The 25,852-nt window shown below is 46.7% G+C and carries 24 protein-coding genes; 15 read left to right on the top strand and 9 right to left on the bottom strand.

The window, feature by feature from the left end:
* The first annotated feature begins 195 nt into the window (after positions 1-195).
* The 5 genes from AC6R1A_RS08415 to AC6R1A_RS08395 all read left to right on the top strand — a co-directional run bounded on the left by AC6R1A_RS08415 (position 196) and on the right by AC6R1A_RS08395 (position 7,315).
* Entirely contained in the window at positions 196-1,962 is a 1,767-nt protein-coding gene (locus AC6R1A_RS08415) for a sodium:solute symporter family transporter (protein WP_500627916.1), read from the top strand.
* A gap of 71 nt (positions 1,963-2,033) precedes the next feature.
* A complete protein-coding gene (locus tag AC6R1A_RS08410) occupies positions 2,034-3,200 on the top strand; it encodes an oligogalacturonate lyase family protein (RefSeq protein ID WP_500630995.1) in 1,167 nt (388 codons plus the stop codon).
* 121 nt (positions 3,201-3,321) lie between these two features.
* Positions 3,322-4,755, top strand: a complete 1,434-nt coding sequence (gene uxaC, locus AC6R1A_RS08405; RefSeq protein ID WP_500633142.1) for a glucuronate isomerase — start codon at positions 3,322-3,324, stop codon at positions 4,753-4,755.
* A complete protein-coding gene (locus AC6R1A_RS08400) occupies positions 4,752-6,746 on the top strand; it encodes a heparinase II/III domain-containing protein (protein ID WP_500633141.1) in 1,995 nt (664 codons plus the stop codon). The genes uxaC and AC6R1A_RS08400 overlap by 4 nt, the downstream gene beginning before the upstream one ends.
* A gap of 179 nt (positions 6,747-6,925) precedes the next feature.
* Entirely contained in the window at positions 6,926-7,315 is a 390-nt protein-coding gene (locus AC6R1A_RS08395; protein WP_500630998.1) for an MAPEG family protein, read from the top strand.
* Between the two features lie 36 nt (positions 7,316-7,351).
* Here AC6R1A_RS08395 and AC6R1A_RS08390 read toward each other — a convergent pair whose 3' ends face one another.
* The gene (locus AC6R1A_RS08390) at positions 7,352-8,374 is read right to left on the bottom strand and encodes an acyltransferase (protein ID WP_500633140.1); all 1,023 of its coding nucleotides are present in this window, start codon (positions 8,372-8,374) and stop codon (positions 7,352-7,354) included.
* Positions 8,375-8,842: 468 nt separating this feature from the next.
* Here AC6R1A_RS08390 and AC6R1A_RS08385 point away from each other — a divergent pair, with 468 nt between their 5' ends.
* From AC6R1A_RS08385 to AC6R1A_RS08375, 3 genes are all read left to right on the top strand, one after another.
* On the top strand, positions 8,843-9,112 hold the full coding sequence (locus AC6R1A_RS08385) for an EF-hand domain-containing protein (RefSeq protein WP_500633139.1): 270 nt from the start codon (positions 8,843-8,845) through the stop codon (positions 9,110-9,112).
* Between the two features lie 124 nt (positions 9,113-9,236).
* Entirely contained in the window at positions 9,237-10,559 is a 1,323-nt protein-coding gene (locus tag AC6R1A_RS08380; RefSeq protein ID WP_500631001.1) for an efflux RND transporter periplasmic adaptor subunit, read from the top strand.
* Positions 10,556-13,660, top strand: coding sequence for an efflux RND transporter permease subunit (locus AC6R1A_RS08375; RefSeq protein ID WP_500632505.1), 3,105 nt, complete (start codon positions 10,556-10,558; stop codon positions 13,658-13,660). The genes AC6R1A_RS08380 and AC6R1A_RS08375 overlap by 4 nt, the downstream gene beginning before the upstream one ends.
* A gap of 383 nt (positions 13,661-14,043) precedes the next feature.
* On the opposite strand, the gene AC6R1A_RS08370 is transcribed toward AC6R1A_RS08375, so the two are convergent.
* A complete protein-coding gene (locus tag AC6R1A_RS08370; protein WP_500632504.1) occupies positions 14,044-14,439 on the bottom strand; it encodes a PaaI family thioesterase in 396 nt (131 codons plus the stop codon).
* Between the two features lie 49 nt (positions 14,440-14,488).
* Here AC6R1A_RS08370 and AC6R1A_RS08365 point away from each other — a divergent pair, with 49 nt between their 5' ends.
* Positions 14,489-14,767 carry a DUF134 domain-containing protein gene (locus tag AC6R1A_RS08365; protein WP_372068609.1) on the top strand — a complete coding sequence of 93 codons (279 nt, stop codon included), beginning with the start codon at positions 14,489-14,491 and terminating at the stop codon, positions 14,765-14,767.
* Here the strand turns inward: AC6R1A_RS08365 and nqrM are convergent.
* From nqrM to AC6R1A_RS08335, 6 genes are all read right to left on the bottom strand, one after another.
* Positions 14,754-14,984 (bottom strand): (Na+)-NQR maturation NqrM, encoded by a 231-nt coding sequence (gene nqrM / locus AC6R1A_RS08360; protein ID WP_500632503.1) that lies wholly within the window; start codon positions 14,982-14,984, stop codon positions 14,754-14,756. The two genes, AC6R1A_RS08365 and nqrM, sit on opposite strands and share 14 nt — an antisense overlap.
* Positions 14,984-15,502, bottom strand: coding sequence for a NifB/NifX family molybdenum-iron cluster-binding protein (locus AC6R1A_RS08355; RefSeq protein ID WP_500632502.1), 519 nt, complete (start codon positions 15,500-15,502; stop codon positions 14,984-14,986). The genes nqrM and AC6R1A_RS08355 overlap by 1 nt, the downstream gene beginning before the upstream one ends.
* 410 nt (positions 15,503-15,912) lie before the next feature.
* Positions 15,913-16,020, bottom strand: a complete 108-nt coding sequence (cydX, locus tag AC6R1A_RS08350) for a cytochrome bd-I oxidase subunit CydX (protein WP_203514106.1) — start codon at positions 16,018-16,020, stop codon at positions 15,913-15,915.
* A gap of 12 nt (positions 16,021-16,032) precedes the next feature.
* Positions 16,033-17,169, bottom strand: a complete 1,137-nt coding sequence (gene cydB, locus AC6R1A_RS08345; RefSeq protein ID WP_500630957.1) for a cytochrome d ubiquinol oxidase subunit II — start codon at positions 17,167-17,169, stop codon at positions 16,033-16,035.
* 15 nt (positions 17,170-17,184) lie between these two features.
* A complete protein-coding gene (locus AC6R1A_RS08340) occupies positions 17,185-18,771 on the bottom strand; it encodes a cytochrome ubiquinol oxidase subunit I (RefSeq protein WP_500632501.1) in 1,587 nt (528 codons plus the stop codon).
* A gap of 131 nt (positions 18,772-18,902) precedes the next feature.
* Positions 18,903-19,376 carry a Dps family protein gene (locus tag AC6R1A_RS08335; protein ID WP_500630955.1) on the bottom strand — a complete coding sequence of 158 codons (474 nt, stop codon included), beginning with the start codon at positions 19,374-19,376 and terminating at the stop codon, positions 18,903-18,905.
* A gap of 245 nt (positions 19,377-19,621) precedes the next feature.
* Between AC6R1A_RS08335 and AC6R1A_RS08330 the strand changes: the two genes are divergently transcribed.
* Together AC6R1A_RS08330 and AC6R1A_RS08325 are read left to right on the top strand one after the other, a co-directional pair.
* Positions 19,622-20,602: an SLAC1 anion channel family protein gene (locus AC6R1A_RS08330; protein WP_500632500.1), complete on the top strand. Its 981-nt coding sequence runs from the start codon at positions 19,622-19,624 to the stop codon at positions 20,600-20,602.
* A 31-nt stretch (positions 20,603-20,633) separates the two neighbouring features.
* On the top strand, positions 20,634-20,975 hold the full coding sequence (locus AC6R1A_RS08325) for a carboxymuconolactone decarboxylase family protein (RefSeq protein ID WP_500632499.1): 342 nt from the start codon (positions 20,634-20,636) through the stop codon (positions 20,973-20,975).
* Between the two features lie 47 nt (positions 20,976-21,022).
* Here the strand turns inward: AC6R1A_RS08325 and AC6R1A_RS08320 are convergent, their stop codons facing one another.
* A complete protein-coding gene (locus tag AC6R1A_RS08320) occupies positions 21,023-21,829 on the bottom strand; it encodes an AraC family transcriptional regulator (RefSeq protein ID WP_500632498.1) in 807 nt (268 codons plus the stop codon).
* Between the two features lie 206 nt (positions 21,830-22,035).
* Between AC6R1A_RS08320 and AC6R1A_RS08315 the strand changes: the two genes are divergently transcribed.
* From AC6R1A_RS08315 to AC6R1A_RS08300, 4 genes are all read left to right on the top strand, one after another.
* Positions 22,036-22,686, top strand: a complete 651-nt coding sequence (locus AC6R1A_RS08315) for a peroxiredoxin (RefSeq protein WP_500630951.1) — start codon at positions 22,036-22,038, stop codon at positions 22,684-22,686.
* Between the two features lie 107 nt (positions 22,687-22,793).
* Positions 22,794-23,657 (top strand): MBL fold metallo-hydrolase, encoded by an 864-nt coding sequence (locus AC6R1A_RS08310; RefSeq protein WP_500630950.1) that lies wholly within the window; start codon positions 22,794-22,796, stop codon positions 23,655-23,657.
* 15 nt (positions 23,658-23,672) lie between these two features.
* A complete protein-coding gene (locus AC6R1A_RS08305) occupies positions 23,673-24,083 on the top strand; it encodes a protein tyrosine phosphatase family protein (protein ID WP_500630949.1) in 411 nt (136 codons plus the stop codon).
* 35 nt (positions 24,084-24,118) lie between these two features.
* Positions 24,119-25,846 (top strand): SulP family inorganic anion transporter, encoded by a 1,728-nt coding sequence (locus tag AC6R1A_RS08300; RefSeq protein WP_500632497.1) that lies wholly within the window; start codon positions 24,119-24,121, stop codon positions 25,844-25,846.
* The last annotated feature ends 6 nt before the right edge of the window (positions 25,847-25,852 follow it).

Genomic DNA, 25,852 nt, shown 5'->3' with positions numbered 1-25,852 from the left:
ATTTGATATCAAGTGATGACACTTTAACCGTTACTGATAAATAAAAACTCAATTAGTGCCGAATGGCTAGTGATCTAGAGCATGTTTAGCGAGATTTTTTTGTTTATGAACCGATGTTTCGATTTTGGTCACGGAACTAAACGTAATACAAAACTACAATACACTTAAATTAAAACGGTATTTCGAGGTTCTGCTATGGAATTTGATTATCTTGTCATCGTGGGCTATTTCGGCCTAATGGTGGCGATCAGTTTGCTATTCAAAAAGATGGCGAGCAACAGCACCAGTGACTACTTCCGCGGGGGCGGTAAAATGTTGTGGTGGATGGTAGGTGCAACGGCGTTTATGACGCAGTTCTCTGCTTGGACGTTCACAGGCGCAGCCGGTAAAGCCTTCAATGATGGTTTTGCGGTACTGGGCGTATTCTTCGGTAACATCATGGCGTACGTCGTGGCTTACCTCTACTTTGCTAAGCGTTTCCGCCAAATGCGTGTCGACACCCCAACGGAAGGTATTCGTCGTCGTTTTGGTAACACCAACGAGCAGTTCTTCACTTGGGTTATCATCCCTCTTAGTGTGATCAACGGCGGTGTATGGCTAAACGGTCTGAGCGTATTCGCTTCAGCGGTATTTGACGCTGACATCATCACCACTATCTGGGCAACCGGTATTGCGGTTCTGATCATCTCTCTATTGAGTGGTGCTTGGGGCGTAGTGGCATCGGACTTCATTCAAACCTTGGTTATCGCGATCATTTCGATTGCGTGTGCAATCGTGGCGCTGGTTTACATCGGTGGCCCAGGTGAGATCATTACTGAGTTCCCATCAGGCTTCTTCATTGGTCCTGACATGAACTACCCACTGATGACGATCTGTGTGTTCCTGTTCTTTGTGGTGAAACAGCTGCAAAGTATCAACAACATGCAAGACTCTTACCGTTTCCTAAACGCAAAAGACTCAAACAACGCAACCAAAGCGGCGTTAATGGCAGGCGCAATGATGCTTGCAGGTGCGGTGATTTGGTTCATCCCACCTTGGGTAACTGCGATTGTGTTCCCAGATGCAGCGGCTCAGTACCCAGCACTTGGCGCGAAAGCCAGCGATGCGGTTTACCTAGTCTTTGCTCGTGAAATCATGCCTGTGGGTACTGTTGGTCTGCTGATGGCGGGTCTATTTGCTGCGACCATGTCTTCAATGGACTCAGCACTAAACCGTAACTCAGGTATCTTTGTCCGCAGCTTCTACGCAACGATCGTTCGTAAAGGTAAAGCGTCTGACAAAGAACTATTACGCGCGGGTCAGCTAGTGTGTGTCGCGAACGGCCTAATGGTTATCATGATGGCGCAGTTCTTCACATCTCTAAAAGAACTCAGCCTATTTGACCTAATGATGCAAGTGTCTACCTTGCTACAAGGTCCAATTCTTGTTCCTCTATTCTTCGGTATGATTATCCGTAGAACGCCAAAATGGGCACCGTGGGCAACCGTAGTATTCGGTGGTTTGGTCTCTTGGTCTGTGATCAACGTGTTCACACCACAAGTGGTTGGCGGCTGGTTCGGCATGACGGATCTAACAGGGCGTGAAATCTCTGAGATGCGTACGATGATCACTATCGCAGCGCACCTATTCCTAACCGCGGGCTTCTTCTGGGCAACCACCTTGTTCTACAAAGAAGAGACAGACACGCAGTTGGCGGAAACTGAGAAGTTCTTCAACGATGTGGAAACTGAAGTGGTCGCGTCTGAAGGTCAAGACATCGTTGACCGCATGCAGCGCAACAAGCTAGGTACATTGGTTATCTACATGGCGGGTGGCTTGAGCTTGATGGTATTGATTCCAAACCCACTGTGGGGACGCTTCGTGTTCGCCTGTTGTGCGGCCGCTATATTCGCCGTGGGTTATGCACTGAAGAAGAGTGCTCAGGTTGGTGATGAAAAAAAGCTCACTGAGCAAACCAACTAATCACGTTTAAATCATGATTGGCCACCTCCTCGGAGGTGGCTATACCAATTAAGAATTTAGGAGAATTTAAAATGGCCAAAGGTAATGTGATTCAACTGGGCTTTGAAACCTTCGTTGATAGCGATACCCAAGTGAAGGTAACGCGTCTGACACCGACTGATGTGATTTGTCACCGTAACTACTTCTACCAGAAATGCTTCACCAAGGATGGCTCAAAGCTCCTATTTGCTGGCGATTTTGACGGCAACCGCAACTACTACCTATTGGACTTAAAAACTCAGCAAGCGACTCAGCTGACAGAAGGTGCGGGCGATAATACATTCGGCGGTTTCATCTCTGACGACGACCGCTCTTTCTTCTACGTGAAAAACGAACTCAACCTGATGAAGGTTGACCTCGAAACACTAAACGAAACTGTCGTTTACACCGTTGATGAAGAGTGGAAAGGCTACGGCACTTGGGTAGCAAACTCAGAGTGCACTAAGTTGGTGGGCATTGAGATCCTTAAAGCGGATTGGCAACCACTGACTTCTTGGGAAAAATTCGCTGAGTTTTACCACACCAACCCAACTTGTCGCTTAATCAAAGTGGACATCGAAACGGGTGAGTTGGACGTAGTTCACCAAGATAACGCATGGCTAGGCCACCCAATCTACCGTCCATTTGACGACTCAACCGTTGGCTTCTGTCACGAAGGTCCACACGATCTGGTTGACGCACGTATGTGGCTAGTGAACGAAGATGGCTCAAACGTTCGTAAGATCAAAGAGCATGAAGAAGGCGAATCTTGCACGCACGAATTCTGGATTCCAGATGGCAGCGCAATGGCTTACGTGTCTTACTTCAAAGGTCAAACGGATCGCGTGATCTACAAAGCGAACCCAGAAACGCTTGAGAATGAAGAAGTAATGGTGATGCCACCATGTTCTCACCTAATGAGTAACTTCGACGGTTCTTTGATGGTGGGTGACGGCTGTGATGCGCCGGTGGATGTGGCAGACGCAGAAAGCTACAACATCGAGAACGACCCGTTCCTATACATCATGAACACCAAGAATAAGAGCTTTGCGAAACTGGCTAAGCACAGTACCTCTTGGGACGTGCTAGACGGTGATCGTCAGATCACTCACCCACACCCATCGTTCACACCAAACGACGATGGCGTACTGTTCACCAGTGACTTTGAAGGTGTGCCTGCAATCTACATCGCAGACCTACCAGAAGAGTACAAGAACTGATTCTGACTGACGAATCCAAGGCCAGCCGCCGATCGGTTGGCCTTTTCGTTGCTTTCACCCCACTCGCACACGCGGCTGGGGGGATGCCATAACTTAAGGCTCAATACTTAAGGCTGGTTCAATGAACAATCACTATATTCACGACAATTTTCTCCTCAACTCGACACTCGCTCAGCACCTCTATCACAACTACGCCGCGCCCATGCCCATTATTGATTATCATAATCACTTGGAAGCGCAGGACATCTTAGACAACACCCCCATTCAAAACTTGGCCGAAGCTTGGCTGCACAGCGATCACTATGTGTGGCGTGGGATGCGCAGCAACGGCGTGGATGAGCACTTTATTACCGGTGCGGCGAGTGATGCTGAGAAATTTGCCAAGTGGTGCGAGTCTGTGCCGTACTTGCTCGGTAACCCGCTCTACCAATGGTCGCATCTTGAGTTAAAGCGCTTTTTTGAGTGTGATTTGCTGATAAACCCTGACAACGAGCAAGCGATTTGGCAACATTGCCAACAGCGACTGGCGACTCAGCCGTTGACCACCCGCGAGGTGCTCACCTCGCTCAAGGTTAAAACGCTCTGTACTACCGACTCTCCGCTGAGCGATTTAAGCGCGCACGCCGCGCTCAAGCAATCTGATTTTTCCGTACAAGTGCTGCCGACGTTTCGCGCCGATGAGCTGCTGGCGTTCGATACCCCTGCTGCGCTGCAGACGGTGACGGGGAAATTGGCGGCGCTGACGGGTAATCTAATCGAACACTGGGATGACTACCTTGCTGCCATTGACGCGCGCATAGAGACTTTCCACGCGCTCGGCTGCCGCTTGTCTGATCTCGGCTTAACGCAGGTGGTGTATACACCATGCACGCCAGAAGAGGCCAAAGCAGCCTTCTCGACGCTGCTCAGTGGACAAGCACTGAGCGAGTCTGAACAAGTGGCGCTGCGCACTCGTCTGTTTATTGAGCTTGGCCGACGTTATCACCACTATGGCTGGAGCATGCAACTGCACATCGGCGTGTTGGTCAACGTCAATCAAAGGCGCAAACAGGCGCTGGGTGGTGGCACCGGGTTTAGCGTCATCAACGATTTGTCGATTGCTCAGCCATTGGCGCAGTTGCTCAGTGCGCTTGATGAAAGTGCCGAGCTGCCCAATACCGTGCTCTACAATCTCAACCCTAACCACAACGCGGTGCTGAGCTGCATGGCTGGCGCTTTCCAAGACAGCGATCGCGCCGCAGGTAAAATCCAGTTCGGTGCGGCGTGGTGGTTCAACGATCACAAAGATGGCATGGTGGCGCAACTGACGACGCTGAAAAACCTCGGCGCATTAGGGCGATTTGTCGGCATGTTGACCGACTCACGCAATGTGCTCTCTTTCAGCCGCCACGAATATTTCCGCCGCGTATTGTGCGATCTGTTGGCGAAGTGGGTCAGCGAGGGTGAGCTTCCTTACGATGAGTCACTGCTCAAAACTACGATTGAAAACATTTGCTATTACAACGCCAAGCGCTATTTCGGCTTCTCAACGACTCAGCTGGAGACGTCTTCATGATTCAATTTTCTCACTCTGACATGGGCCTCATCCGCGAGCGCGCCACCCCTAAGGTGATTGAGGCGCTCAAATCCAATAATCAGATTGTGCTCGAGAACGATATCCTCGTGCCGTGCGATGGCCGCGCAACGTGGAACCTCTACTACTACTGCCCAGAGCACGGTGTGCGTTTGACGTGGGATCGCGACAAGCCGCTCTCACACTGCTGCCCAGTGGACGGCAAAGAGTTTACCGGCGAACCCTATGATGGCGCATGGTGGCGCTGGATGAACGGTCTGAACGCCAAAGCGTGTTACGACCTTGGCTTGCTGTGGCAGATCACCAAAGAGCCGCTCTACCTTGAGAAAGTCACGGCGATTTTGCTTGAATACGCCAAGTACTACCCAGATTACGAAATTCACGGCGGTATTCCGTACAACGGGCCAGGCAAAGCCAACGCGCAAACCCTGTGTGAGGCCAACTGCCATATTGATATGGCGCGAGGTTATGATTTCATCCGTGAAGCGCTCAGCGCAGAGCAACAAGCGGTAATTGAGACGCGCCTGTTGCGTGAAGGGGCCGAGTTCCTGATGGAATACCGCACTCCGCAGTTGCACAACCATGAGATGAAAATCAACGCCACCGTGGGTGTGATTGGTCTGATTCTCGATGATTCGCGTTACCTCGATTTCGCGCTCAATACCGATTACGGCCTGCACTATCAGCTCAATCATGGCTGTTTGGGTGAGGGAATGTGGTTTGAAGGCTCGATTCACTACCACTACTACGCGCTGCAAGCGTTAATGAATTTTGAGAAGATCGCGTGCAACACGCCCTATTCGGTCGCCTCAAACCCGAATTACCTCAAGTTGCTGACTTTCCCGCTCAGTTTGGTGATGAACACCGGCGCCTTCCCGCGTCTTAATGACTGTATCGCAGGGCAAGAGCAGCTTACCCATGCGCACATTTTTGAGTTTGCTTACCGACAAACCCCATGTGAGCCGTTTGCACGCATGCTCAGCAGCATCTACCAAAACATAGAGCGCGATAACATTGATGCGCTGCTTTATGGCGTAGACACCTTACCGGAGGCGACGCCGCTTGCCTGCCACACGGTACACGCCAAAGAGGCTGGGATCAGCTTGGTGTACGATGACAAACAAGACAACGCCTTGCTACTTAAACACGCGCCCTATGGCGGTGAGCACGATCACTATGACCGCCTTGGCATGGTCTTAACCCGCGCAGGCAAAGAGATTCTGCCAGATCTTGGCACCACAGGTTACGGCGCTGAGCTGCACTACGGCTACTACAAAAACAGCGCGACGCACAACACCTTAGTCGTGAACCAGAAAAACCAGTCTCCTATCAACCCGACCTTGCTGGCCTATCAGCAGAGCGATGCACTGACGGTGATTGATACGCAAGTCGATTGGTCTAAGCCGCCAGCGCAAGTCGATAGCCACACGCTGGAGCATTGGGACAGCAAAGCGTACCAAGATGTGCGTTTTCGTCGTACCTTACTCTGGCTAGGCGATGCAGCGATCGAGCTTAACCGCATCGAGAACCCGCACCAACAGCACCTAGACTTGACCTATCACGTGCGCGGAAAACACCAGTTGGCTCAACGTGGTGAGGCCATCGACAATCCACTTGAAGGCCCATTAGCCCGCATGACAGACACCCAGTGGTTGGCAGAACAGAGCGGCTTAACGCTACGTTATGAGATTGAAGATCAGCCGACATTCAGTCAATTCATCGCCAGCGACACGCCGCTAGGCTTGCTCACGGGCTACGCCCCAGATAACCCAGCCACCAGTGATTTGGCCTACAGTGTGCTCAGAAGCCAAGCGACATTGTGTCAGGTTACGGTACTGCACGATTTGTCTTTAGACGGGCGCTACCAAGGGCTTAATGTTGAGTGGCAAGCGGAGCAAGTGGTCGTGCGTTACCAACGTGATGGGCATTGGCATGAGCTGCGTTATGACTGGACTCAGTGTCAGGTGGTATAAGCAAGCATCGCACACGCATGTCATCGTCATGTGCACTTAACGTGCATACTAACGTGACAGCCACCCTAGATCGGTGATGTGAAAAAGGCAGCGTTCATTGGGCGCTGCCTTTTGTTTCGGCTGGCATAATCCATCGTTCCCCATTATGTTAGAGATGACATCAATCAAGGAGACACACTATGGTAACGGCGCTATACGCGGTGATATTAGCCGGATTATTGATTTCGCTTGCGTGGCAAGTGATCAAACAACGACGCGCAGAGCTCATAAAATACGCTGACGGCGGCGTCGAAGCGCTGGTTTTAGCTCGCAGCGCACACAGCAATGCGGTTGACTATATTCCGATCACTCTGATTTTAATGGCCTTGGCGGAATACAACGGTGTGCATGTCGGCTTTATTCATTTGGCGGGGATTGCGTTTGTGATTGGGCGAGTGCTGCACGCGAAAGCGATTTTATCCGATACGCTAAAGCACCGTATCACTGGAATGAAATTGACCTTCTTCGTCATGGCCGCGCTGATGGTGTTAAACCTCATCGCGCTGCCGTACTCGAAACTGCTCGGATAGATAATAAGAGCGCCGCGTATCAGCGGCGCTTGAGTATCAACGGAACAACCAAGTATTGAGTTTGGTGCCATCCACGGCTTTCACCAGTAGAAACGTCAAAGTGAGTGTACCCACAAAGATACTGGCATCTCGCATCAACCCCTCTAATTCCAACGCCCCGGCGATGTTGAACATCACTATCATCATCGGTAAATGCGCGACGTAAACCGGCAACACGTAGCGGGCGAGCCCCGTCAGCCAATGACCTTGGCCGAGCGAAGGCTTGGTCAATAACCAGAGAAAACAGCCCGTTCCCCACAGCGCCGTGCCAAACAGAAAATCATTGGTGTTGAAAGGCTGGTCATAAAACGACAATCCGTACGCTTCAGCGAAATGAACCAACATCCCCAGCGCCGCCATCGTCAGTGCCTGTGCACTGCTCACGCGCCATTGTTGACGGCGAATCACGATGCCCAATGCGAACAGGAGCGTTGAGAAAAATGGTCCGTTACGGGTGAAAAACGGCGACCACAGATCCGTTACCCCTTGATAGCTGCCTGCCAAAACGCCGTGGACATACAGTAGCAACGCTAACGGAATCAACCACTGGGATTGGGAAAGGTGCGCCAACCCTGACGCAATCGCCGCCGCTAACACCAACGCCGGGATAAACCACAAGTGCACCAGTCCGCCTTCAAGCAAGGTATTAAGCGGTGTAGAGAGTAAAAACTGCCAGTAGCCCATGCGATCGGCCAAGTACCCTTGTTTCATCACCACATTGAGGTTAAACGGCATCACAAGACAAATCACACTCCACACAACAAAAATGCGCAGTAGCGGTGCGCTGTAGGCTTTGAGCGTCGCGATGGGGTTGGCGTCCAGTTTAGGGGCAATCAAATACCCCGAAATCAAAAAGAACAGCGGCACAGCAAAGCGTGTCGCCTGATTGAAAATGTACCCAAACCATGGGGTGCCATCCGATAGCCAGTAGGAGAGAAATGGCTGCCCATGCATAGCAACAATCGCGATGATCGCCACCACACGGCCAAGTTCGATACTCTGGATTTTTTCTTTCCGCATGATAATTATCATTGTTAGCAACAGACCCCTAGGTATATCAGCTCACCGCGCAGGCAAGGCGGGGTGAAATCAAGGAGTCGGGCAGGAAGGATGGGCTGTGTGTTGTTTTTGTGGGGGAGTTCAAATGTTTGGTTGGTATGGCAGTAGCGTGACTCATTTTTGCCCCAAGACGTGTTTAGAGCGCATGAAACCAACATGAGATGCCTGTACTCTTACCAGAGTACTAGCGGCATAAGTTTCATAATTTCTGTTGCGCTGCGCTTACAAACCGATAAGAACGTAAATCGATATCTACTTAGCCATCTTTACATGCCTTTACATCACATGACGTTATCTTACTTATATTAGTATGTTCTTAAGTAGTGAAACAAAGAGAAGGAAAACGTCATAAAAATCAAAAGCACAATAATCGCGTTACTCGGTATCGTTATTGCCTTCGGAGCAATGGCTGGTGGAATGAATAAAGGCATGAATAACAATATGTCACGCCCAGTATTTTCACAGTTTGATCTCGATGGTGATGGCAAGATAACCGAAGCCGAGTTCAATCAAGCACGCTCAGAACGTATTGCCCAGCGAGCAGAAGAGGGACGTACGTTGAAAAATATCAATCAAAGCCACAGTTTTGCTTCGTTAGATAGCAACGCGGATCGCGCTATCTCTCAACAAGAGTTTAATGCTCATCAAGGCATGGTGAACCCCAAAAATACCATGGACAAAGGCAAAAACAATCAGTAGCTCAATTCAATCAGGCCTCCATTTGTGAGGCCTGACTTACTTTGAGATCAAGGAAGCAAATCCGCTTATGTTGGTGTGCTACCTTTTGATTAAGGAAAAGCTAATATATAGTAAGGGAATCGCTATGACTAGGTATAGCTGGTTACAAAGGGCTCTGTTTGTTCCTCCTGTTTTGTTGGGCATCGCGTTATTGGTGATCGCACCAGGGATGAAGGCTGAACCGCCTAAAGCGAGTAATACGGCTGCTAAAAAGGTGGTTCGGGTGTTGAAAGTCGAGCCGCGAAATATCCAACCTTCTGCCATCGGATATGGACATACCGAGTCTGTTCAAGACTGGCAGGCACAGTCTGAACTTGACGGCGCGGTTGTGTGGGTTTCTGAGCAATACAAAACGGGCGCTATTATCCGCAAAGACAGCGAACTCCTTAGAATTGACCCCACCTCTTATCAACTTACTATTGCCCGTTTGCAAGCTGAGCTTGAAGTGCTAATGCTAACGAATCAGACCATTATCGATTCGCTCAAGATTGCAGAGAAAGAGTTTGAGGTACAACAGTCAGAATATGCCCGCTCAATCAAATTGAGTGAAACCGGGCATATCTCCAAAACAGAGAAAGACCGCGCGACCAAAGACTTGCTCAGTAGCCAGCAACAGCTCCAGACACAGAAAAACCAACTGGCCATTAATCAAGCGCAGCAAAAGGTTTTGCAAACGGAACTAGCACTTGCAAACCGAGATCTCGAACAAACCGTAATTAAAGCCCCATTTGATATTCGCATTGTCGAAACCTTGGTTGGACTCGCCGAGTATGTCAACAAGGGGGAATTGCTGCTCAAAGCGGATGACATCGATGCCGTTGAGGTTCGCGCGCAGTTTCCGCTTGGTAAAATGCGTCCGCTAAGAATTTCCAATCGCTTTGACTCGCTTGACGAAGATGTTCATAGCAACTTGAGCGCGACAGTCGAGCTCCAAGCAGGCGATAAAGTAATTACTTGGCCTGCCGAGATCAGTCGCTCCGGCGGTGAAATCGATGCCCAGACTCAAAGCCAAAGCCTGGTTGCACAAATCAATCAGCCATATCAGCAAGCCATTCCCGGGGAGAAGCCACCACTTATTCGTGGGACTTTCGTTAAAGTCACGATTAAAGCACCAATGATGGAGCAACAAGTCCTGCTACCGATAAACGCCATCCATGATGGTAAAGTTTACACTGTCTCTGAAGGTAAACTGAAAAGCAAACCTGTCAGGATAGATTTCGTCCAAGGGCAGGTTGCGGTGATCAAATCTGGCGTGGAATTCGGTGATGTGGTTGTGCTAAGTAAACTTTCACCCGCCGTTGAGGGGATGGCTTTACAACCGCAACCGGATGAGAAAATCGGCCTTTGGTTGGATACGCAGAGCGGATTTAAAGCCCTAAACGCGATTCAGAAAGAGGGCAAATTATGATCGCTTTTTTTGCTCGGCACACCACTGGCGCCAATGTCCTGATGATGGCGGTACTGCTGTTAGGGGCTTTTGCCTTGCCCAAACTGCAGAAAGACACTTTTCCGTTGACGCCGACCAAAAATGTTGAGGTTCGGATCGTTTATCCGGGCGCGTCACCTTTTGAGATGATGGAAGCAGTGTGTTACCCGTTGGAAGATTCTCTCGATAAGCTGAGTGGAATTAAAGAGTTAAGCTGTGATGCCCGAGAGAGTTTGGTCATCGCCAATGTGGAAATCGGCGATGATGAAGACATTGACACTTTAACCAGCGATATTCAACAGCAGGTTAACGCCATCAGTGATTTTCCGGATCGAGTTGAGCAGATCACGGTATCGAAACTGGACCGAGTGGCAACGGTGGCCAGTGTCGCGATTACCGGCAATATGTCAGATAGGGACTTATATCTCTATGCCCAACAAATTAAGCACAAGTTAAAAGAGAGCCCATTGATCGCTCAGGTGACCGTGAGCGGTTTTGCGGATCAAGAAATAGAAATTCGTGTATCGCAGTGGAAGCTGCAGCAGTACGGCCTGAGTGTGTCCGACTTGTCCAATCTAGTACAACAGCAAAGTATCAGCACTCCTGCTGGCGTATTTAGTAATGACTTGGAAGAGATCAGCGTCCGCTTCGACCACTTAGGCAGCAACGTCAGAGACTTCGAAAATATCGTGATTAAATCTAGTGAGACGGGGACTCAGGTTCGCCTCGGTGATGTTGCCGTTATTCAGCAGAAGTTCACTAGCGATGAAAATCAAATCCTGTTCAATGGTCAGCGTGCCGCTTTGCTTCAGGTGTCCAAAACGCAATTTCAAGATACCTTAACGGTCAAAGATGCGATCGTCAGCATCGTTGAAAAAGAACAGGCGAGAGCCCCTGAAGGCGTCGCTTTAACCATCACCCAAGATTCCAGCACCAATATTATTGAGCGTCTGAGAATCCTCACCAGCAATGGCGCACAGGGATTAGCACTGGCATTTTTGATGTTGTGGGCGTTTTTTAATATTCGCTTTAGCTTTTGGGTCACCATGGGGCTGCCGGTTTCATTCCTTGGCGCCATTTTTGCGATACAACTTCTCGGTTATACCCTGAATATGATGACGCTGGTCGGGCTGATTGTTGCGATTGGTCTGCTAATGGACGACTCGTTGATCATTGCAGAAAACATCGCTGCCAAGAGGCAACAAGGGCTACCCGCGTTTGACGCTGCAGTTGAAGGTACCAAACAAGTCTTCCCAGGTGTGATTGCATCGTTTGCTACCACCATCATGGTGATAGGGCCGCTGATGTTTCTCACAGGCAAGATGGGGGAAGTACTACGCTATATTCCCATCGTGTTATTGATTACCTTGTTTGTTAGTCTGATAGAAGCTTTCTTGATCTTGCCGTCTCATTTGGCACATAGCCATACTGAATCTCGCTCTAATCCTATACGGGACAAGTTTATTGCCGGTTTTGAAAACATCAGAGACAGATTCTTTGTGCCAGTGAGTGTCAAGGCGATGAATGCACCTTATCTTTCAGTAGGGATATTGGTGATGGTGGTGATGATTTCAACCGCTTCCATTTCGTCAGGTTGGCTGAAATTCAAAGCCATGCCTGCCTTGGAAAGTGATGTGCTGCAGGCGCGTATCTTGCTCCCTCAAGGCAGTTTACTGAGCCAGACAGAGGCGGTGGTGGAGAAGGTTTCAAACGCGCTTGATGAACTCAACCAAGAATACGCAGAGAAATACCCAAGCTCAAAACCTTTGGTCGCGAGCACCACGATCATGTTCAACTCAAATGCTGATGCTAATGAGTCGGGGCCGCATATGGCAACCGTCAGTGCCGATCTATTGCCAGCGCAATTTAGGCAGCAGAGCATTAAAGATCTGATCCAAGATTGGAAACAAAAAGTAGGCCCTACGGCGGATGTGGTTTCACTCAAGTTTACCGATAAAGAACGGGGCATTGCTGGCAATGGCATTGATATTCGGGTTCAGGGGGAGTCGTTACAAGAGCTCAATCAAGTCAGCCGCTCGCTGGTGAAATGGTTGAAGGGATTTGACGGTGTCTATAACCTCTCCACCGATCTGCGTGAGGGCAGAACCGAATTTCACGTTAACCTTAAAGATGAAGCTGGCGTGATGGGAGTTAATGCTTCCAACATTGCTCAAACGCTGCGCAGCGCGGTAAAAGGCAGTACTGATCTGACGGTTTTCCAACAAGGCGAGCTGGTGGATATTAGTGTGAGACTGGATGAGTTTACGCACCAAGCTAGCCTGTATGAGTTGAATAACTTGATGGTGACGGCAGGCAATGGAACCCTAGTTCCATTATCAAGTGTTGCGACGTTTGACAAAAAACAAGCCTTCTCGCGAATTCACCGCATTAATGGGATGAACACTGTGGTTGTGCAAGGCAATATCGATACGCGGGTTGCCAATGCGCGTGAAATCATGCTGCAGTTCAATAGCGAATTTGTCTCGCAAACTCAACACAAATTCCCAGACATCACCTTCACCTCGCAAGGTCAGGATAAAGAAAGCTCAGATACGGGCTCCTCGCTGGCGACCTTCTTTGCTCTTGGCGTGGTGGGGATTTATCTTATTTTAGTGTTCCTGTTACAAAGCTACACTCAACCGATTGCTGTGCTGCTGGCAATCCCTATGGGCTGGATTGGTGTGGTATGGGGGCACTTGGGCATGGGGTTCGATTTGACTATTCCAAGCTTGGTTGGCTTTGCTACCTTAGCGGGTATCGTCGTTAACGATAACATTCTGTTGGTCAATTTTATTAAGAAGAATATCGCCCAAGGCGAGCGCTTGATAGACGCTTGTCGAGAGGCGGTACGTGACCGATTTAGAGCGATATTTATCACCTCGTTAACCACATTTGCAGGATTGCTTCCACTGTTAACCGAAACCAGTACGCAAGCGCAATTTCTGATCCCGTTAATTGCCAGTATTGCGTTTGGCTTAGTCTCGGCTACGTTACTCGCGTCAATTGTTGTGCCTTGCGTGCTGCTTATTTTGGACGATTTAAAGCTGACCAAATGGGCAGAAGGTGCTCAATCTTCCCTTTGAGGCCCCTGGGAGTGCATGCTGAACCATGTCATTTAGCCCGGCATGAAAATGGTAGTTTGCGTAGAATTTATTTGGCGATTAAACCCTATCACTGACTGCTGTTTTTTTTGCTTACCGTTAATCTGACTTTTGCTGCGTCTCGGCCAATATTTATGGCATAATTTAAATTTACCGGCAGATCGCTAGTACTAGAGCCACTTCCCAGCTCATAAGTGCTCCAAAGCAATTTAGATTAGCTAATAATTCTGGAACTAGTAGTTGGTATATATTATCTAAGCGAAATCACTCTCCACAGAATGGCATTTGAATGGTTACAGGGAGGTTTACTACGATGTCAGTCGTATCACAAAGCGATTATCGACATCTCAAGTATGTCTCGGGTATTACATAAATTTAGCTTCAGCAGATGAGTAACAGTCCTCACCGATTAAAATGCGACTCTGCATTAAATACATACCTCTCTTTTCCATGAAGCAATGAGCCTGAACCTGAATTACTGAATTGAGAGGGATTGGCTTGAGATAGCGAACATCAAGTTGAGCTGTCATAGCGCAGACATCACGAGCAAATAGACAATGCGTCATTGCTGCATCGTGCAATGTAGCAATCACACCGCCCTGCATCACACCTTGATAGCCTTGCACTTTTTTAGTTGGTACAATTTGCCCCAAAACACCTCCGTCAGCCGTTAACTCAAAGTGGATGGCACTATGATCGTTGAAAAAAGGCTGGCTGCAAACCGCACATTGTTGGTGATTTTTGGGTATATAAATAGACATAAAATACTACTCGGTTAGAAAAGGCGATAAGACTAGAGGTGTAAACAAATTGGCAAGACCAAAAAAAGAGCGCAACATTTGTCAAGGCGCGCCATACGAGTGTTTTAAACCTAATGGCGTGCCTCTTGCTCAACTCAATAAAGTTGAGTTGTTAGCCGAGGAACTCGAAGCTCTGCGATTGGCCGATCTCGAAGATCTCAGTCAAGCAGAAGCTGCGGCTAGTATGGGAGTCTCTAGGCAAACATTTGGCAATATCGTAAAGCATGCTCGTGCCAAAGTAGCTCAGAGCTTAGTTCATGGTCAGGCACTCATGTTTAGTCGAGAGTGATAGCCAGAACCTTATCGCCTGATGCTTGAGGTTCCTGTATTTGGTGAAGTGTACGCGCATGTTCATCGCACGTTTCGACGCAGTTGCACTCTCTTTCTATTTCAATACTAGCCAGCCCACCACAACTGCCTTGTATAGTCTGACGTTTTAGCATTACGCCTATCGCCATGAAAACCACGAAGGCCAAAAAAGTCGCAAAGCTGATTAGGTAAATCATTATTTTTTCTCTTGTTTATCGAGTAAGTTGAACGTTTTCGCCAAGTGATTCATCGTTTGTGGTGAAAGCTTATTGGTGATTATTCTAGGGCCTGTAACTTTTCCTTCACTGTATGTTTCTCGCATACCAATTGCAGTAGCGCGTATTGTACTCCGGCTTGAACACCTCGCTCTATTTTTATTCGCTGACGGCCGAGCAAATTCAATTTGAGTAACAGGAGTCAGTTGGCTTTCATCAAAGCTCTCCAGAGAGAACCCACGCGGTGCACTCAGAACACGAACATTGAGCTTAAACAGTGTACTTAGCATATTAGAACCAATTGAACGAACGACAACAGCATGAATCTGATTATCTTGCAATACCTCGCGCCAAAAGTGCTTATGGCCACAACACGATGATGACTTAGGCAGTTCAAGGATTCGTTTGGTATTTGCTTGGTTGTCCCACAGCATAATTTGAGGGGCTTTAGCAAAATGATTGGAAAGAGAAGATCCGCGGCAGGGAATGGCAAACAACATAGTGCTCTCCTTTATCTGTGTATAAAAGACACCATACAATTAGTTATTGGCATATGCCAATAACTAATTGTGAAATATTAAGATCCATCACCGTATTACTAGTTTGAGCGGCTATTCAGTACACCTTGACTGTGACGCTTATGCTTTTGGGCTTGCCCCGTGATTCAAACACGATGGAGAATGTCTTTCCTGTAAACTTGCGATCTGGCGATACTACCCAGTTAGCTTTCTCGCGAATAGAACGATGGCACTAGCGAGAAAAATCCTGATCTGACTGGGCCAAATACACCTCACATCAGAGAACTTGATTTGACTAAGGGCAGGAACAGCAACTTACTGAGATAGATGTTTTGGGATCTCTACGTTCCCTTTGCGACGCCTTTCGATAACGGTGCATCGTGTTCGGCAGCTCATGAACCATCCTCATCCATCATTTCTGAGTTTTCTAACCATAGAGCGTTAATAATGCCGAATGAGCTCGCTAGTAACACACCTAAAATCCATGCAAAGTACCACATGTGAATTGCTCCCTAGTAAAGTGAATTCTTGTTATTTTCAATAAATTCATTATCGAGACGGCCAAACATTTTGTAGTATGCCCATGAAGTGTACATAAGGATAATAGGCACGAATATAGCAGCTATACCTGTCATTATTTGAAGCGTCAGTTCACTTGACGTTGAGTCCCACATTGTCAAGCTGTGATTTGGTTCCAGATCAGAAGGCATAACGAACGGGAACATTGAGAAGCCCGCGGTCAGTATAATTCCAGTAGATGTAAGGCTAGAGAACAGGAAAGCTAAACCGTTCTTCTCAACTTTGGTTGCTAAAATGGTCAACAGTGGCATTAGTACCCCCAAAAGTGGTGCGATACACATAGCAGGGTAGTCCGCAAAATTTCCCATCCACGCACCAGACTCACGTACTACTTCTTTAGCCAGCGGGTTAGATGCAGCTAGAGTGTTTAGCTCACCAACAATTACATAACCGTCAATAAATTGAACCCAAAAACCTGCTAGAACAAATAGAACAGCAACTGACAGCGACGACTGCGTCGTATACTTACGTGCACGACAATAAACTTCTTCGGTTGTCTTCATTTGCAACCAAGTAGTCCCCATCATCAGAAACATACCCAAACTAATTGCACCACAAAGCAGTGCGAACGGATTGAGCAGACCGAAGAAAGAACCGTGGTAAGTAACCATCATCAGATCATTCAGTGTAAACGGTACTCCTTGAATTAAGTTGCCGAATGCTACACCAAAAATTATCGGTGGGATAAAACCACTAATACTTATAGCTATATCCCAGTTACTACGCCATTTTGAATTTTCGATTTTAGATCGGTAATCCAGCCCTATAGGACGTAACCAAAGAGCTGCCAGCGTCACTATCATAGCAAAGTAAAACCCAGAGAATGAGACTGCATATATTAGTGGCCATGCTGCGAACAAAGCACCACCCGCCGTGATCAGCCATACCTGATTACCGTCCCAGTGAGGTGCAATGGAGTTGATCATCACACGGCGTTCGTTGTCCGTTTTACCGATAATTGGTACCAGGGCACCCACACCCATATCAAAACCATCTGCAATGGTAAAACCAATTAGCAACACACCGACTAGTACCCACCAAATAAATCGAAAAGCTTCGTAGTCAAACATTGTCATTCTCCCTTGTTACATGTCTACTTGGCGGTTAACTTCGTCTTGTGCAAGTTCACCGTTCTTTTCAAAGTGGTAGCGACCCGTCTTGAGGATGCTCGGTCCCTTACGTGCAAATTTAACCATCAGATAAACTTCCACGATCAGGAATACGGTATACAAGGCTGCTATTGCAAGTAGTGACCCCCACAACTGGCCGGCAGTCAAGCCCGATACCGCGAGGTCAACTGGCAGGATTTCACCTACAGCCCAAGGTTGACGCCCATACTCTGCGACGAACCAACCTAGTTCAACGGCAAGCCAAGGCAAAGGGATGCTCAAAAGTGATGCTTTGAGAATCCAAGGCTTCTGAGTGATTTTCTGTCGGCACGTTTGGATAAACGCGGCACCAAACACGAACAGCATCGTGAATCCGATAGCGACCATCAGGCGGAAAGACCAAAATAATGGCCCCACGGCTGGGATAGAATCTTCAACTGCAGACGCAATCTGCTCATCTGTAGCATCGACCACTTCATCGGTGTAGCGCTTGAGAAGTAAACCGTAACCTAGATCGTCTTTGACATGATCGAATTCGAGCATGTTTTCTTCTGAGGTTTCTCCACCTCGCAGTTTTTGAAGCAATTCATACGCGTGCATACCGTTACGTATACGTTCTTCATGCTCCACCTTGAGATCAGCGATACCAGTTACTTGTCCGTCTAGGGAGCGAGTCGCTATGATACCTAGAACCCAAGGGATCTTGATTGCGAAGTCATTGTGCATCGTTTCCTGATTTGGAAAAGCGATGACAGTAAATGCAGCAGGAGCTGGTTCTGTATGCCATTCTGCTTCAATTGCTGCCAGCTTAACTTTTTGTACGTCACCGAGTTCATAACCAGATTCGTCACCAAGTACGATTACAGAAAGTACCGCCGCTAGACCAAATGATGATGCGATTGCAAATGAACGACGTGCAAAAGGAATGTCACGTCCTTTGAGGAGGTAGTATGAGCTAATGCCAAGTACGAACATTGCGCCTGTTGTGTAGCCCGCTGCTACGGTATGAACAAACTTAACTTGAGCTACTGGGTTAAGAACAAGTTCTGCAAAACTGACCATTTCCATACGCATGGACTCAAAGTTAAACTCTGAACCAACAGGGTGTTGCATCCAACCATTGGCAACTAAGATCCATAGAGCAGAAAAGTTTGAGCCCAAGGCAACCAACCAGGTAACAACTAAGTGCTGGCGCTTAGACAGACGGTCCCAGCCAAAAAAGAAAAGGCCTACGAAAGTAGATTCTAAGAAAAAGGCAACGAGGGCTTCAATGGCTAGTGGTGCACCAAATATGTCACCGACATAATGAGAATAATACGACCAGTTCGTTCCGAACTGAAATTCCATAGTCAAACCGGTTGCTACACCTAGTGCGAAGTTTATACCGAACAGCTTGCCCCAAAATTTGGTCATGTCCTTATAGATTTCTTTGCCTGTCATAACGTAGACAGACTCCATGATGGCGAGCAAGAAAGCTAAACCTAAAGTCAATGGAACGAACAAAAAGTGATACATCGCTGTAAAGGCAAATTGCAGTCGTGATAGATCAACTATGTCAATCATAGTTACTCCTATTTGTCGGTTAAACGACACAGATACCTGTTGTATTAAATCGAGAGAATGCTGAGCCAGTAATTATCTGACAGTGCTAAGATAAAGTCGTAAGTGTCAGATTAGGCGCGAATTAATTTACTCTACTCGGCTGAAATAGCCCTTAACATCCATGCCGTTTTTTCATGCACGCGCATTCTATCTGAAATCAGTGCCGCTGATGATTCATCATTGGCTTCCTGAGCTATCGTTAGTATTTCACGGCAAGTCCTAATGACTTGTTCGTGACTTTGAGTGAGAATTTTCACCATATCCATTGCTAGCGGGATCTCCTCTACTTCTTCAATGGAGCTTAGTGCTGCTAAGGATTTATAAGTACCAGGAGCTATGATATTCAATGAACGAATTCGTTCAGCGATATCATCTACAGCTGTTGCAAGTTCTGTGTAATGTTCTTCGAACATCAAATGAAGCTCGCGGAACTGGCGACCGGTCACATTCCAGTGAAAGTTGTGAGTTTGTAAATAAAGGGTGTATGAGTCTGCCAACAATCGCTTTAGGCCATCAGCAATAGCAATACGGTCAGGTTCATTAATTCCTATATTGATAGTATCCATAGTAACTCCTTGATTAATAATAAAACCCAGAGAGAAAGTATCAGCATCTCTATCGAAAATATAGTTTGGGAATCGACCTATGCTGAAACTGGGCTAACAACTACTTTACAATATTAATTTTTTTTAAAATACCGGCTGTCGTATTAGGAATATAAATTGTCGTATTTTTTGTCAAAAGCGTCACTAATATGCGGTTATATTAAGATGCAACTAATAGTTAAAGTCAGTTTCTTAAAAGGCTTGTTATGAATAACGTATCCATAAACCACTCATCCTCTGCAAAGGTAGAAAGCCGGTTAATACATTTCCCTATTTCAATGTTTTCCATCGTTATGGGGTTGAGTGGATTTTCAATTGCGTGGCAAAAAGCTCTGGGGATGTCTTTTCCTGTGGTGACAACATTCACCAGTGCTTTGGCAAGTATCGTTATGCTGCTGGTGAGCAGCCTTTATCTACTAAAACTCTTTCGCTATCCAAATGCAGTGATCGCAGAAACAAAACACCCGGTCAAGATTAATTTCTTTTCAGCTTTCTCAATCAGCCTATTACTCCTTTCCGTCGTTTGGCATAGGTTTGAATCGCTTTCCTATTTTTTATGGGGCATAGGATCGGCCGTCCAGTTATCGTTAACTTTATTGGTTATGCATAGCTGGATACACCACGATCACTATCGACTAGAGCACGCTAATCCTAGTTGGTTTATTCCGGTTGTTGGTAACATTATTGCTCCAATCACTGGAACTAAGTTGGGATATATGGAGGTAAGCTGGTTCTTTTTCGGCGTTGGTATTGTTTTTTGGATGGTACTATTAACCATCATTATCAACCGTTTGATTTTTCATGAAGCTCTGCCAAAACGTTTTAAACCTATGCTGTTTATCTTGTTAGCACCACCATCTATTGGTTTTGTGTCCTATAGCTCACTAGTGCCAGAGCTGACTGACTTATCCAGAATACTTGCTTCTGTGGCACTATTCACCGCTATTTTACTGGTGCTAAATATCAATGAATTTAGAAAAGGTGGTTTTTATCTTTCATCTTGGGCTTTTTCATTTCCGGTAGCAGCTTTTAATGTTGCGTTATTTAGATATGCCGAGCTAGTTCATTTACCTGAATACTTCTATATGGGAATAGCGCTATTAGGATGTCTAACCCTTCTAATTTTTTGGCTTTTATTTAATACACTCAAAGCCATAAAGTACGGTGAAATCTGCAAACCAGAGTAAATAAATTTAAATATACAACTAAGGTAAAGTTATGAGCAAAAATTATACAGATATTAATCAGCAACAACGCGAACTAGGCTCCGCTTTTCGAAAAGAGAGCCCTGATACTCTCAACGCTTTTTTAAGCCTTCACAAAGCAGCTTTTGCTCCGGGCGCTATGGGAACCAAGTATAAAGAGCTTATCGCAGTTGCGATTGCCATCAATGTCCGTTGTGATGGCTGTATCGGTTCCCACGTTGAATCAGCGGTTAGAGCGGGAGCTTCCAGAGAAGAACTGGTTGAGACCATAAATGTTGCGATCTTGATGGGTGGTGGCCCTGCTGTTATTTATGGAACACAAGCGCTAGCTGCTGTGGACGAATTTAGCCGCTAATTAATTGTATCCGCTCTACTTGGTACAAGTAGGACGGATACACCATGTTAACCATCATTTTGCTTGGACTCGATACATTGCTGAGGAGGAACACCAAAAAATTTGCTGAACTCTCTAGTGAAGCTCGGAACACTCTTATATCCGATTTGATGTGCTACGGCTTTGCTTGTCATCCCTTGCTCTATAAGATCTCGCGCCAGAATCAACTTATACCGACTTTTCCATGTTCTAAACGTTAGTCCTGTTTCTTTAACAAATAGTCTCTCTATCGTACGCGGGCTTGCGCCAACCTTAGGTGCAAGGGAGAACAACTGATGGTTAGAAGAAAATTCGTTAATTAGTAAACTTAGTAATTTTTTCAAACGAGGGTCTGCCCCAGATGGCATCCAATAAGTTGTTTGCTCTAAAGAAGATAACTCTTCCAACACAACAAGACCCAATAAGCGACTGTAGTTTTGATTTGTCTTATCACTTACAAGCCTTTCCATAACATCTTTCAATAAACTACTGAGTTTCATTACGACGGCTTGCTCATTTCCTGGAAGAACGTCATAAAAAGGATCAACATATAAACTCAACAACACTGTGTTTGTGTCACTGGATAGCTCATGAAAGACGTTACTAGGAATCCATATCCCACATGATGTTGGTACTATCCATACCTTGTTACTACTAAGGATACTGAAGGTACCTGATTTAGCCCATATAAACTGTCCTCTAGGATGCTGGTGTTCAGGAACGCCAGTACCCGCTTCTAGTTGCCTTTTTTCTATAAGTACGGGCTTTGCACTATCAAGGATATATGCTTTGGCGCTTGGCTGAAGGTTTGTCGTGTTGAGATAGTTTCTTGTCATTTTTTGGTGAGTTTTATGTCATTGAGGGTTGTATACTGTGCGTATGGTTGGTCGATTATTCAACAGTATACAGTGAGTCGAATACGTCCACTTTGTTCTTAAAGTGATTATTAGAGATCGATCAGATTAAACCATAGCTTTTTAACTAGCCAGTTATTACTGAACTGATGATAACTAATCGATTGTAAGATGATGAAAGGTGACCTATGTGCGAACATGAAAAACAAATGGTAGCAATGCCACAGTTAAACAAACCAGCACCGGCATTCAATGCCAAGACAACACACGGGACGTTAAAGTTGGAAGACTACAAAGGAAAATGGCTCGTGCTATTTTCTCATCCTGCCGACTTTACACCAGTATGTACAACCGAATTTATGGCTTTTGCGAAGGCCAGTGATGACTTTAAAACACTAAATTGTGAATTGATGGGGCTGTCTATTGATGGTGTTCACGCGCACATCGCGTGGGCTCGTAGTATTAAAGATAACTTTGGAGTAGAAATTAACTTCCCGATTATCGCCGACCTGAATATGAAAGTTGCTAGCGCTTACGGCATGGTTCAGCCAGGAGCAAGTGATACTTCTGCTGTACGTGCCACTTTCGTTATCGATCCTGAAGGCGTTTTACGTGCAATGTTGTACTACCCCATGAGCAACGGCCGTTCAGTTGCCGAAATTCTTCGTTTGGTTAAAGCGTTACAAACTACAGACTCTAATGTTTGTGCAACTCCGGAGAGCTGGACTCCCGGCGATGAAGTGATTGTTCCACCACCAGCAACTACTCAAGAAGCCGAAGTGCGTAAAGATCAAGGTTACAATTATGTTGACTGGTACTTCAGCAAAAAAACGCTGTAATCGGCAAGCTCCACCCACTCTATATTGAGATGACATTTTAACGGGTACCTTCCGGTGCCCATCATTCCAATGCCGAGAAACTCAATATTTACAGCAACGGAGGAAACATGACTCCCAACGTTTATGAATTTTTTGATTCAAAAACCTTCACATACAGCTATGTCGTCGTTGATTTTAACAGTCAACAATGTGCTGTGATTGACTCAGTGCTCGACTATGATCCAGCATCAGGCAGAACTTCATACGAAATGGCTGACAAACTGATTGAGTTTGTAGTGGAAAGTGACTTACAGGTTGAGTGGATTCTTGAAACCCATGTCCACGCCGATCATCTAAGCGCCGCTCCCTATATCAAACAGAAACTCGGCGGAAAACTGGGCATTGGTGACAAAATCACGGTGGTACAGGATACGTTTGGCAAACTGTTTAATGCCGGTAGTGATTTTGCAATGGACGGCAGTCAGTTTGATCACCTGTTTGCTGATCAGGAAAGTTTTACCCTTGGCGGTATTAAAGCTCAGGCAATTCATACTCCGGGCCACACACCTGCTTGCATGGCTTATGTGATTGGGAACTGTGTATTTGTTGGCGACACCTTATTTATGCCCGATTACGGCACTGCCCGTTGCGATTTCCCCGGCGGAGATGCAGCGACCCTTTATCAATCAATTCAGAAGTTATTCGCTCTGCCTGATGATACACGCGTCTTTATGTGTCATGACTACAAAGCACCACACCGCGAAGAGTATCTGTTTGAAACGACGATCGGTGATGAGCGTTTACACAATATTCACGTCAAACAGGGTATTTCTGAGCAGCAATTTGTTGAAATGCGTGAAGGACGTGATGCCACGCTGAATATGCCGACCCTGATTTTGCCTTCGGTTCAAGTCAATATGCGAGCCGGAGAATTACCACCGGAAGAAAATAACGGTGTGCGCTATCTGAAAATACCATTGAATAAAGTCTGAAGCGGAGTTTCTGTTATGCTGGTACCAATCTATCTAACCGATTCAATTACCGTTTCATCACAAATTCTACCCAGCGATGTAGCACGTCTTGCTGTGATGGGATTTAAGTCTATCGTCAATAACCGCCCTGACGGGGAAGAAAATGGTCAGCCTCTGAATAGAGAAATTGAACGACTGGCTAAAGAACAGGGCTTAGCCTATTTCCACTTACCAGTGATCTCCGGAAATATTACTCAAGAGCAGGGGAAACAGTTTGGTCAGTTCTTTGCACAGGCCCCTAAGCCTATTTTTGCTTTCTGTCGTACAGGCACACGTTGCAGTGCACTTTGGTCGATGAGCAGCGACGAATTAGGCTCATTTGATCACCGTATTGCCCAAGCCGCCGAAGTGGGTTTTGACCTGAGTTGGGTTAAGCAACCCGATTGAACGAATTCACATACATTGCTTAGGATAACCAAGGCATGAAAAATTCCTGGTTGAAATGGTTGCCGATATCGTCTTGGTTGCCTGACTATTCGCGTCATGATGCTACTAAAGATGGCTTAGCGGCTATTATCGTGACTTTGATGTTAATTCCACAAAGTCTTGCATACGCGATGGTCGCTGGCCTGCCGCCCGTTGTTGGTCTGTACGCCAGTATTCTGCCGCTGATCGCTTATACTCTGTTTGGTACTAGTAAAACACTAGCTGTTGGTCCGGTCGCAGTCATCTCACTAATGACCGCAGAAGCCGTTGCTCCTCTGTTTGAAATGGGTAGTCAAGGTTATATCACTGCGGCTGCAACCCTGGCATTTCTTTCCGGTATCGTGCTATTTCTGATGTCGGTACTAAGACTGGGATTTCTGACGACGTTTTTAAGCCATCCAGTGCTTTCCGGCTTTATGACCGCCTCCGGTATCCTTATCTCTATCGGACAGTTTAAACATATTCTTGGCGTGCCGCTGCACGGAGAAAATGTAATTGAACGCCTGACTAATTTGATTCTTGCATTACCTCAAACCAATTTTTATACCTTGCTGATTGGTACCTCCTGTTTGATTGCCCTGATCTACGCACGTAAGAACCTCAAAACTAGTTTAATTAAGCTAGGGCTTTCGTCAGAATTGGCAAGTCATGTAACCAAACTGGCTCCAGTGATGGTGATGATATTGAGTATTGTACTGGTAGCCCTGTTTGATTTGGACAAAAAAGGCGTCAGCGTAGTCGGCCAGATCCCAAGCGGTTTGCCCAGCTTTTCACTTCCATCACTCGATCTGGCACTAATCGGTGACTTGTTTCCAGCCGCTATTTTGCTGAGTATTATCGGTTTCGTCGAGTCAGCTTCCGTTGGGCAGACATTAGCAGCAAAACGTCGCCAGAGAATTGAGCCTAATCAGGAACTGATTGCCTTAAGTGGTGCCAACATTGCCTCCGCTATTAACGGTGGATTCCCGGTTACCGGTGGTCTATCGCGCTCAGTAGTCAATTATGATGCCGGCGCAGAAACACCATTAGCGGGCACATTTACTGCCATCGGCATCGGTATTACCGTGCTCTATTTCACACCGCTGTTTACTTACTTGCCACATGCGGTGCTAGCGGCAACCATTATCGTAGCAGTATCCGCATTGATTGATGTGAAAGCCATTATCCATACCTGGAAAAGCGCCAAAAGTGACGCTATCGCCATGTTTCTTACCATTATTGGTGTACTGGCCTTTAGTGTTGAGATTGGCGTACTGGCTGGACTGGCTGCCTCTCTGGCGCTATTTCTCTGGCGCACCAGTCGGCCACATATTGCAGTGGTCGGTTTAATTGAAGGGACTCAACATTTCCGCAATATCCTGCGCTTTAATGTGATCCAAAGTAAAACAGTACTCAGCCTGCGAATTGACGAAAGCTTATATTTCGCCAATGCTCGCTATCTGGAAGATCAGATTCCGGAATATCTGGAACAGTACCCACAAATCCAACACTTGGTATTGATGTTATCTGGGGTAAACATGGTGGATGCCAGTGCGCTGGAAAGCCTCACGTTGATTCACGAACGTCTGAAAGAATCCGAGATTCAACTGCACTTATCAGAAGTTAAAGGCCCAGTCATGGATGACATTCTAAAGTCAGATTTTTTTGAACACTTAAAAGGCAAGGTATATATCAGCCATTATGAAGCGATGGCTGATTTGGATAGTTCGATTTGCAATCGTTGATTTATT

Source organism: Vibrio sp. R10-SG3-ISO3, from assembly GCF_059834225.1.
Note: the sequence above shows the minus strand (reverse complement) of the source record. Positions and strands in the feature narration are given on the sequence as shown.

Coding starts and splice junctions, on each gene's coding strand:
- AC6R1A_RS08340 (WP_500632501.1), bottom strand. CDS start 18,771: ATGATTGACATAGTTGATCTATCACGACTGCAATTTGCCTTTACAGCG.
- cydX (WP_203514106.1), bottom strand. CDS start 16,020: ATGTGGTACTTTGCATGGATTTTAGGTGTGTTACTAGCGAGCTCATTC.
- uxaC (WP_500633142.1), top strand. CDS start 3,322: ATGAACAATCACTATATTCACGACAATTTTCTCCTCAACTCGACACTC.
- AC6R1A_RS08395 (WP_500630998.1), top strand. CDS start 6,926: ATGGTAACGGCGCTATACGCGGTGATATTAGCCGGATTATTGATTTCG.
- AC6R1A_RS08330 (WP_500632500.1), top strand. CDS start 19,622: ATGAATAACGTATCCATAAACCACTCATCCTCTGCAAAGGTAGAAAGC.
- AC6R1A_RS08390 (WP_500633140.1), bottom strand. CDS start 8,374: ATGCGGAAAGAAAAAATCCAGAGTATCGAACTTGGCCGTGTGGTGGCG.
- AC6R1A_RS08410 (WP_500630995.1), top strand. CDS start 2,034: ATGGCCAAAGGTAATGTGATTCAACTGGGCTTTGAAACCTTCGTTGAT.
- AC6R1A_RS08375 (WP_500632505.1), top strand. CDS start 10,556: ATGATCGCTTTTTTTGCTCGGCACACCACTGGCGCCAATGTCCTGATG.
- cydB (WP_500630957.1), bottom strand. CDS start 17,169: ATGTTTGACTACGAAGCTTTTCGATTTATTTGGTGGGTACTAGTCGGT.
- AC6R1A_RS08415 (WP_500627916.1), top strand. CDS start 196: ATGGAATTTGATTATCTTGTCATCGTGGGCTATTTCGGCCTAATGGTG.
- AC6R1A_RS08325 (WP_500632499.1), top strand. CDS start 20,634: ATGAGCAAAAATTATACAGATATTAATCAGCAACAACGCGAACTAGGC.
- AC6R1A_RS08400 (WP_500633141.1), top strand. CDS start 4,752: ATGATTCAATTTTCTCACTCTGACATGGGCCTCATCCGCGAGCGCGCC.
- AC6R1A_RS08380 (WP_500631001.1), top strand. CDS start 9,237: ATGACTAGGTATAGCTGGTTACAAAGGGCTCTGTTTGTTCCTCCTGTT.
- AC6R1A_RS08300 (WP_500632497.1), top strand. CDS start 24,119: ATGAAAAATTCCTGGTTGAAATGGTTGCCGATATCGTCTTGGTTGCCT.
- AC6R1A_RS08310 (WP_500630950.1), top strand. CDS start 22,794: ATGACTCCCAACGTTTATGAATTTTTTGATTCAAAAACCTTCACATAC.
- AC6R1A_RS08335 (WP_500630955.1), bottom strand. CDS start 19,376: ATGGATACTATCAATATAGGAATTAATGAACCTGACCGTATTGCTATT.
- AC6R1A_RS08315 (WP_500630951.1), top strand. CDS start 22,036: ATGTGCGAACATGAAAAACAAATGGTAGCAATGCCACAGTTAAACAAA.
- AC6R1A_RS08305 (WP_500630949.1), top strand. CDS start 23,673: ATGCTGGTACCAATCTATCTAACCGATTCAATTACCGTTTCATCACAA.
- AC6R1A_RS08355 (WP_500632502.1), bottom strand. CDS start 15,502: ATGTTGTTTGCCATTCCCTGCCGCGGATCTTCTCTTTCCAATCATTTT.
- AC6R1A_RS08385 (WP_500633139.1), top strand. CDS start 8,843: ATGAATAACAATATGTCACGCCCAGTATTTTCACAGTTTGATCTCGAT.
- AC6R1A_RS08370 (WP_500632504.1), bottom strand. CDS start 14,439: ATGTCTATTTATATACCCAAAAATCACCAACAATGTGCGGTTTGCAGC.
- nqrM (WP_500632503.1), bottom strand. CDS start 14,984: ATGATTTACCTAATCAGCTTTGCGACTTTTTTGGCCTTCGTGGTTTTC.
- AC6R1A_RS08320 (WP_500632498.1), bottom strand. CDS start 21,829: ATGACAAGAAACTATCTCAACACGACAAACCTTCAGCCAAGCGCCAAA.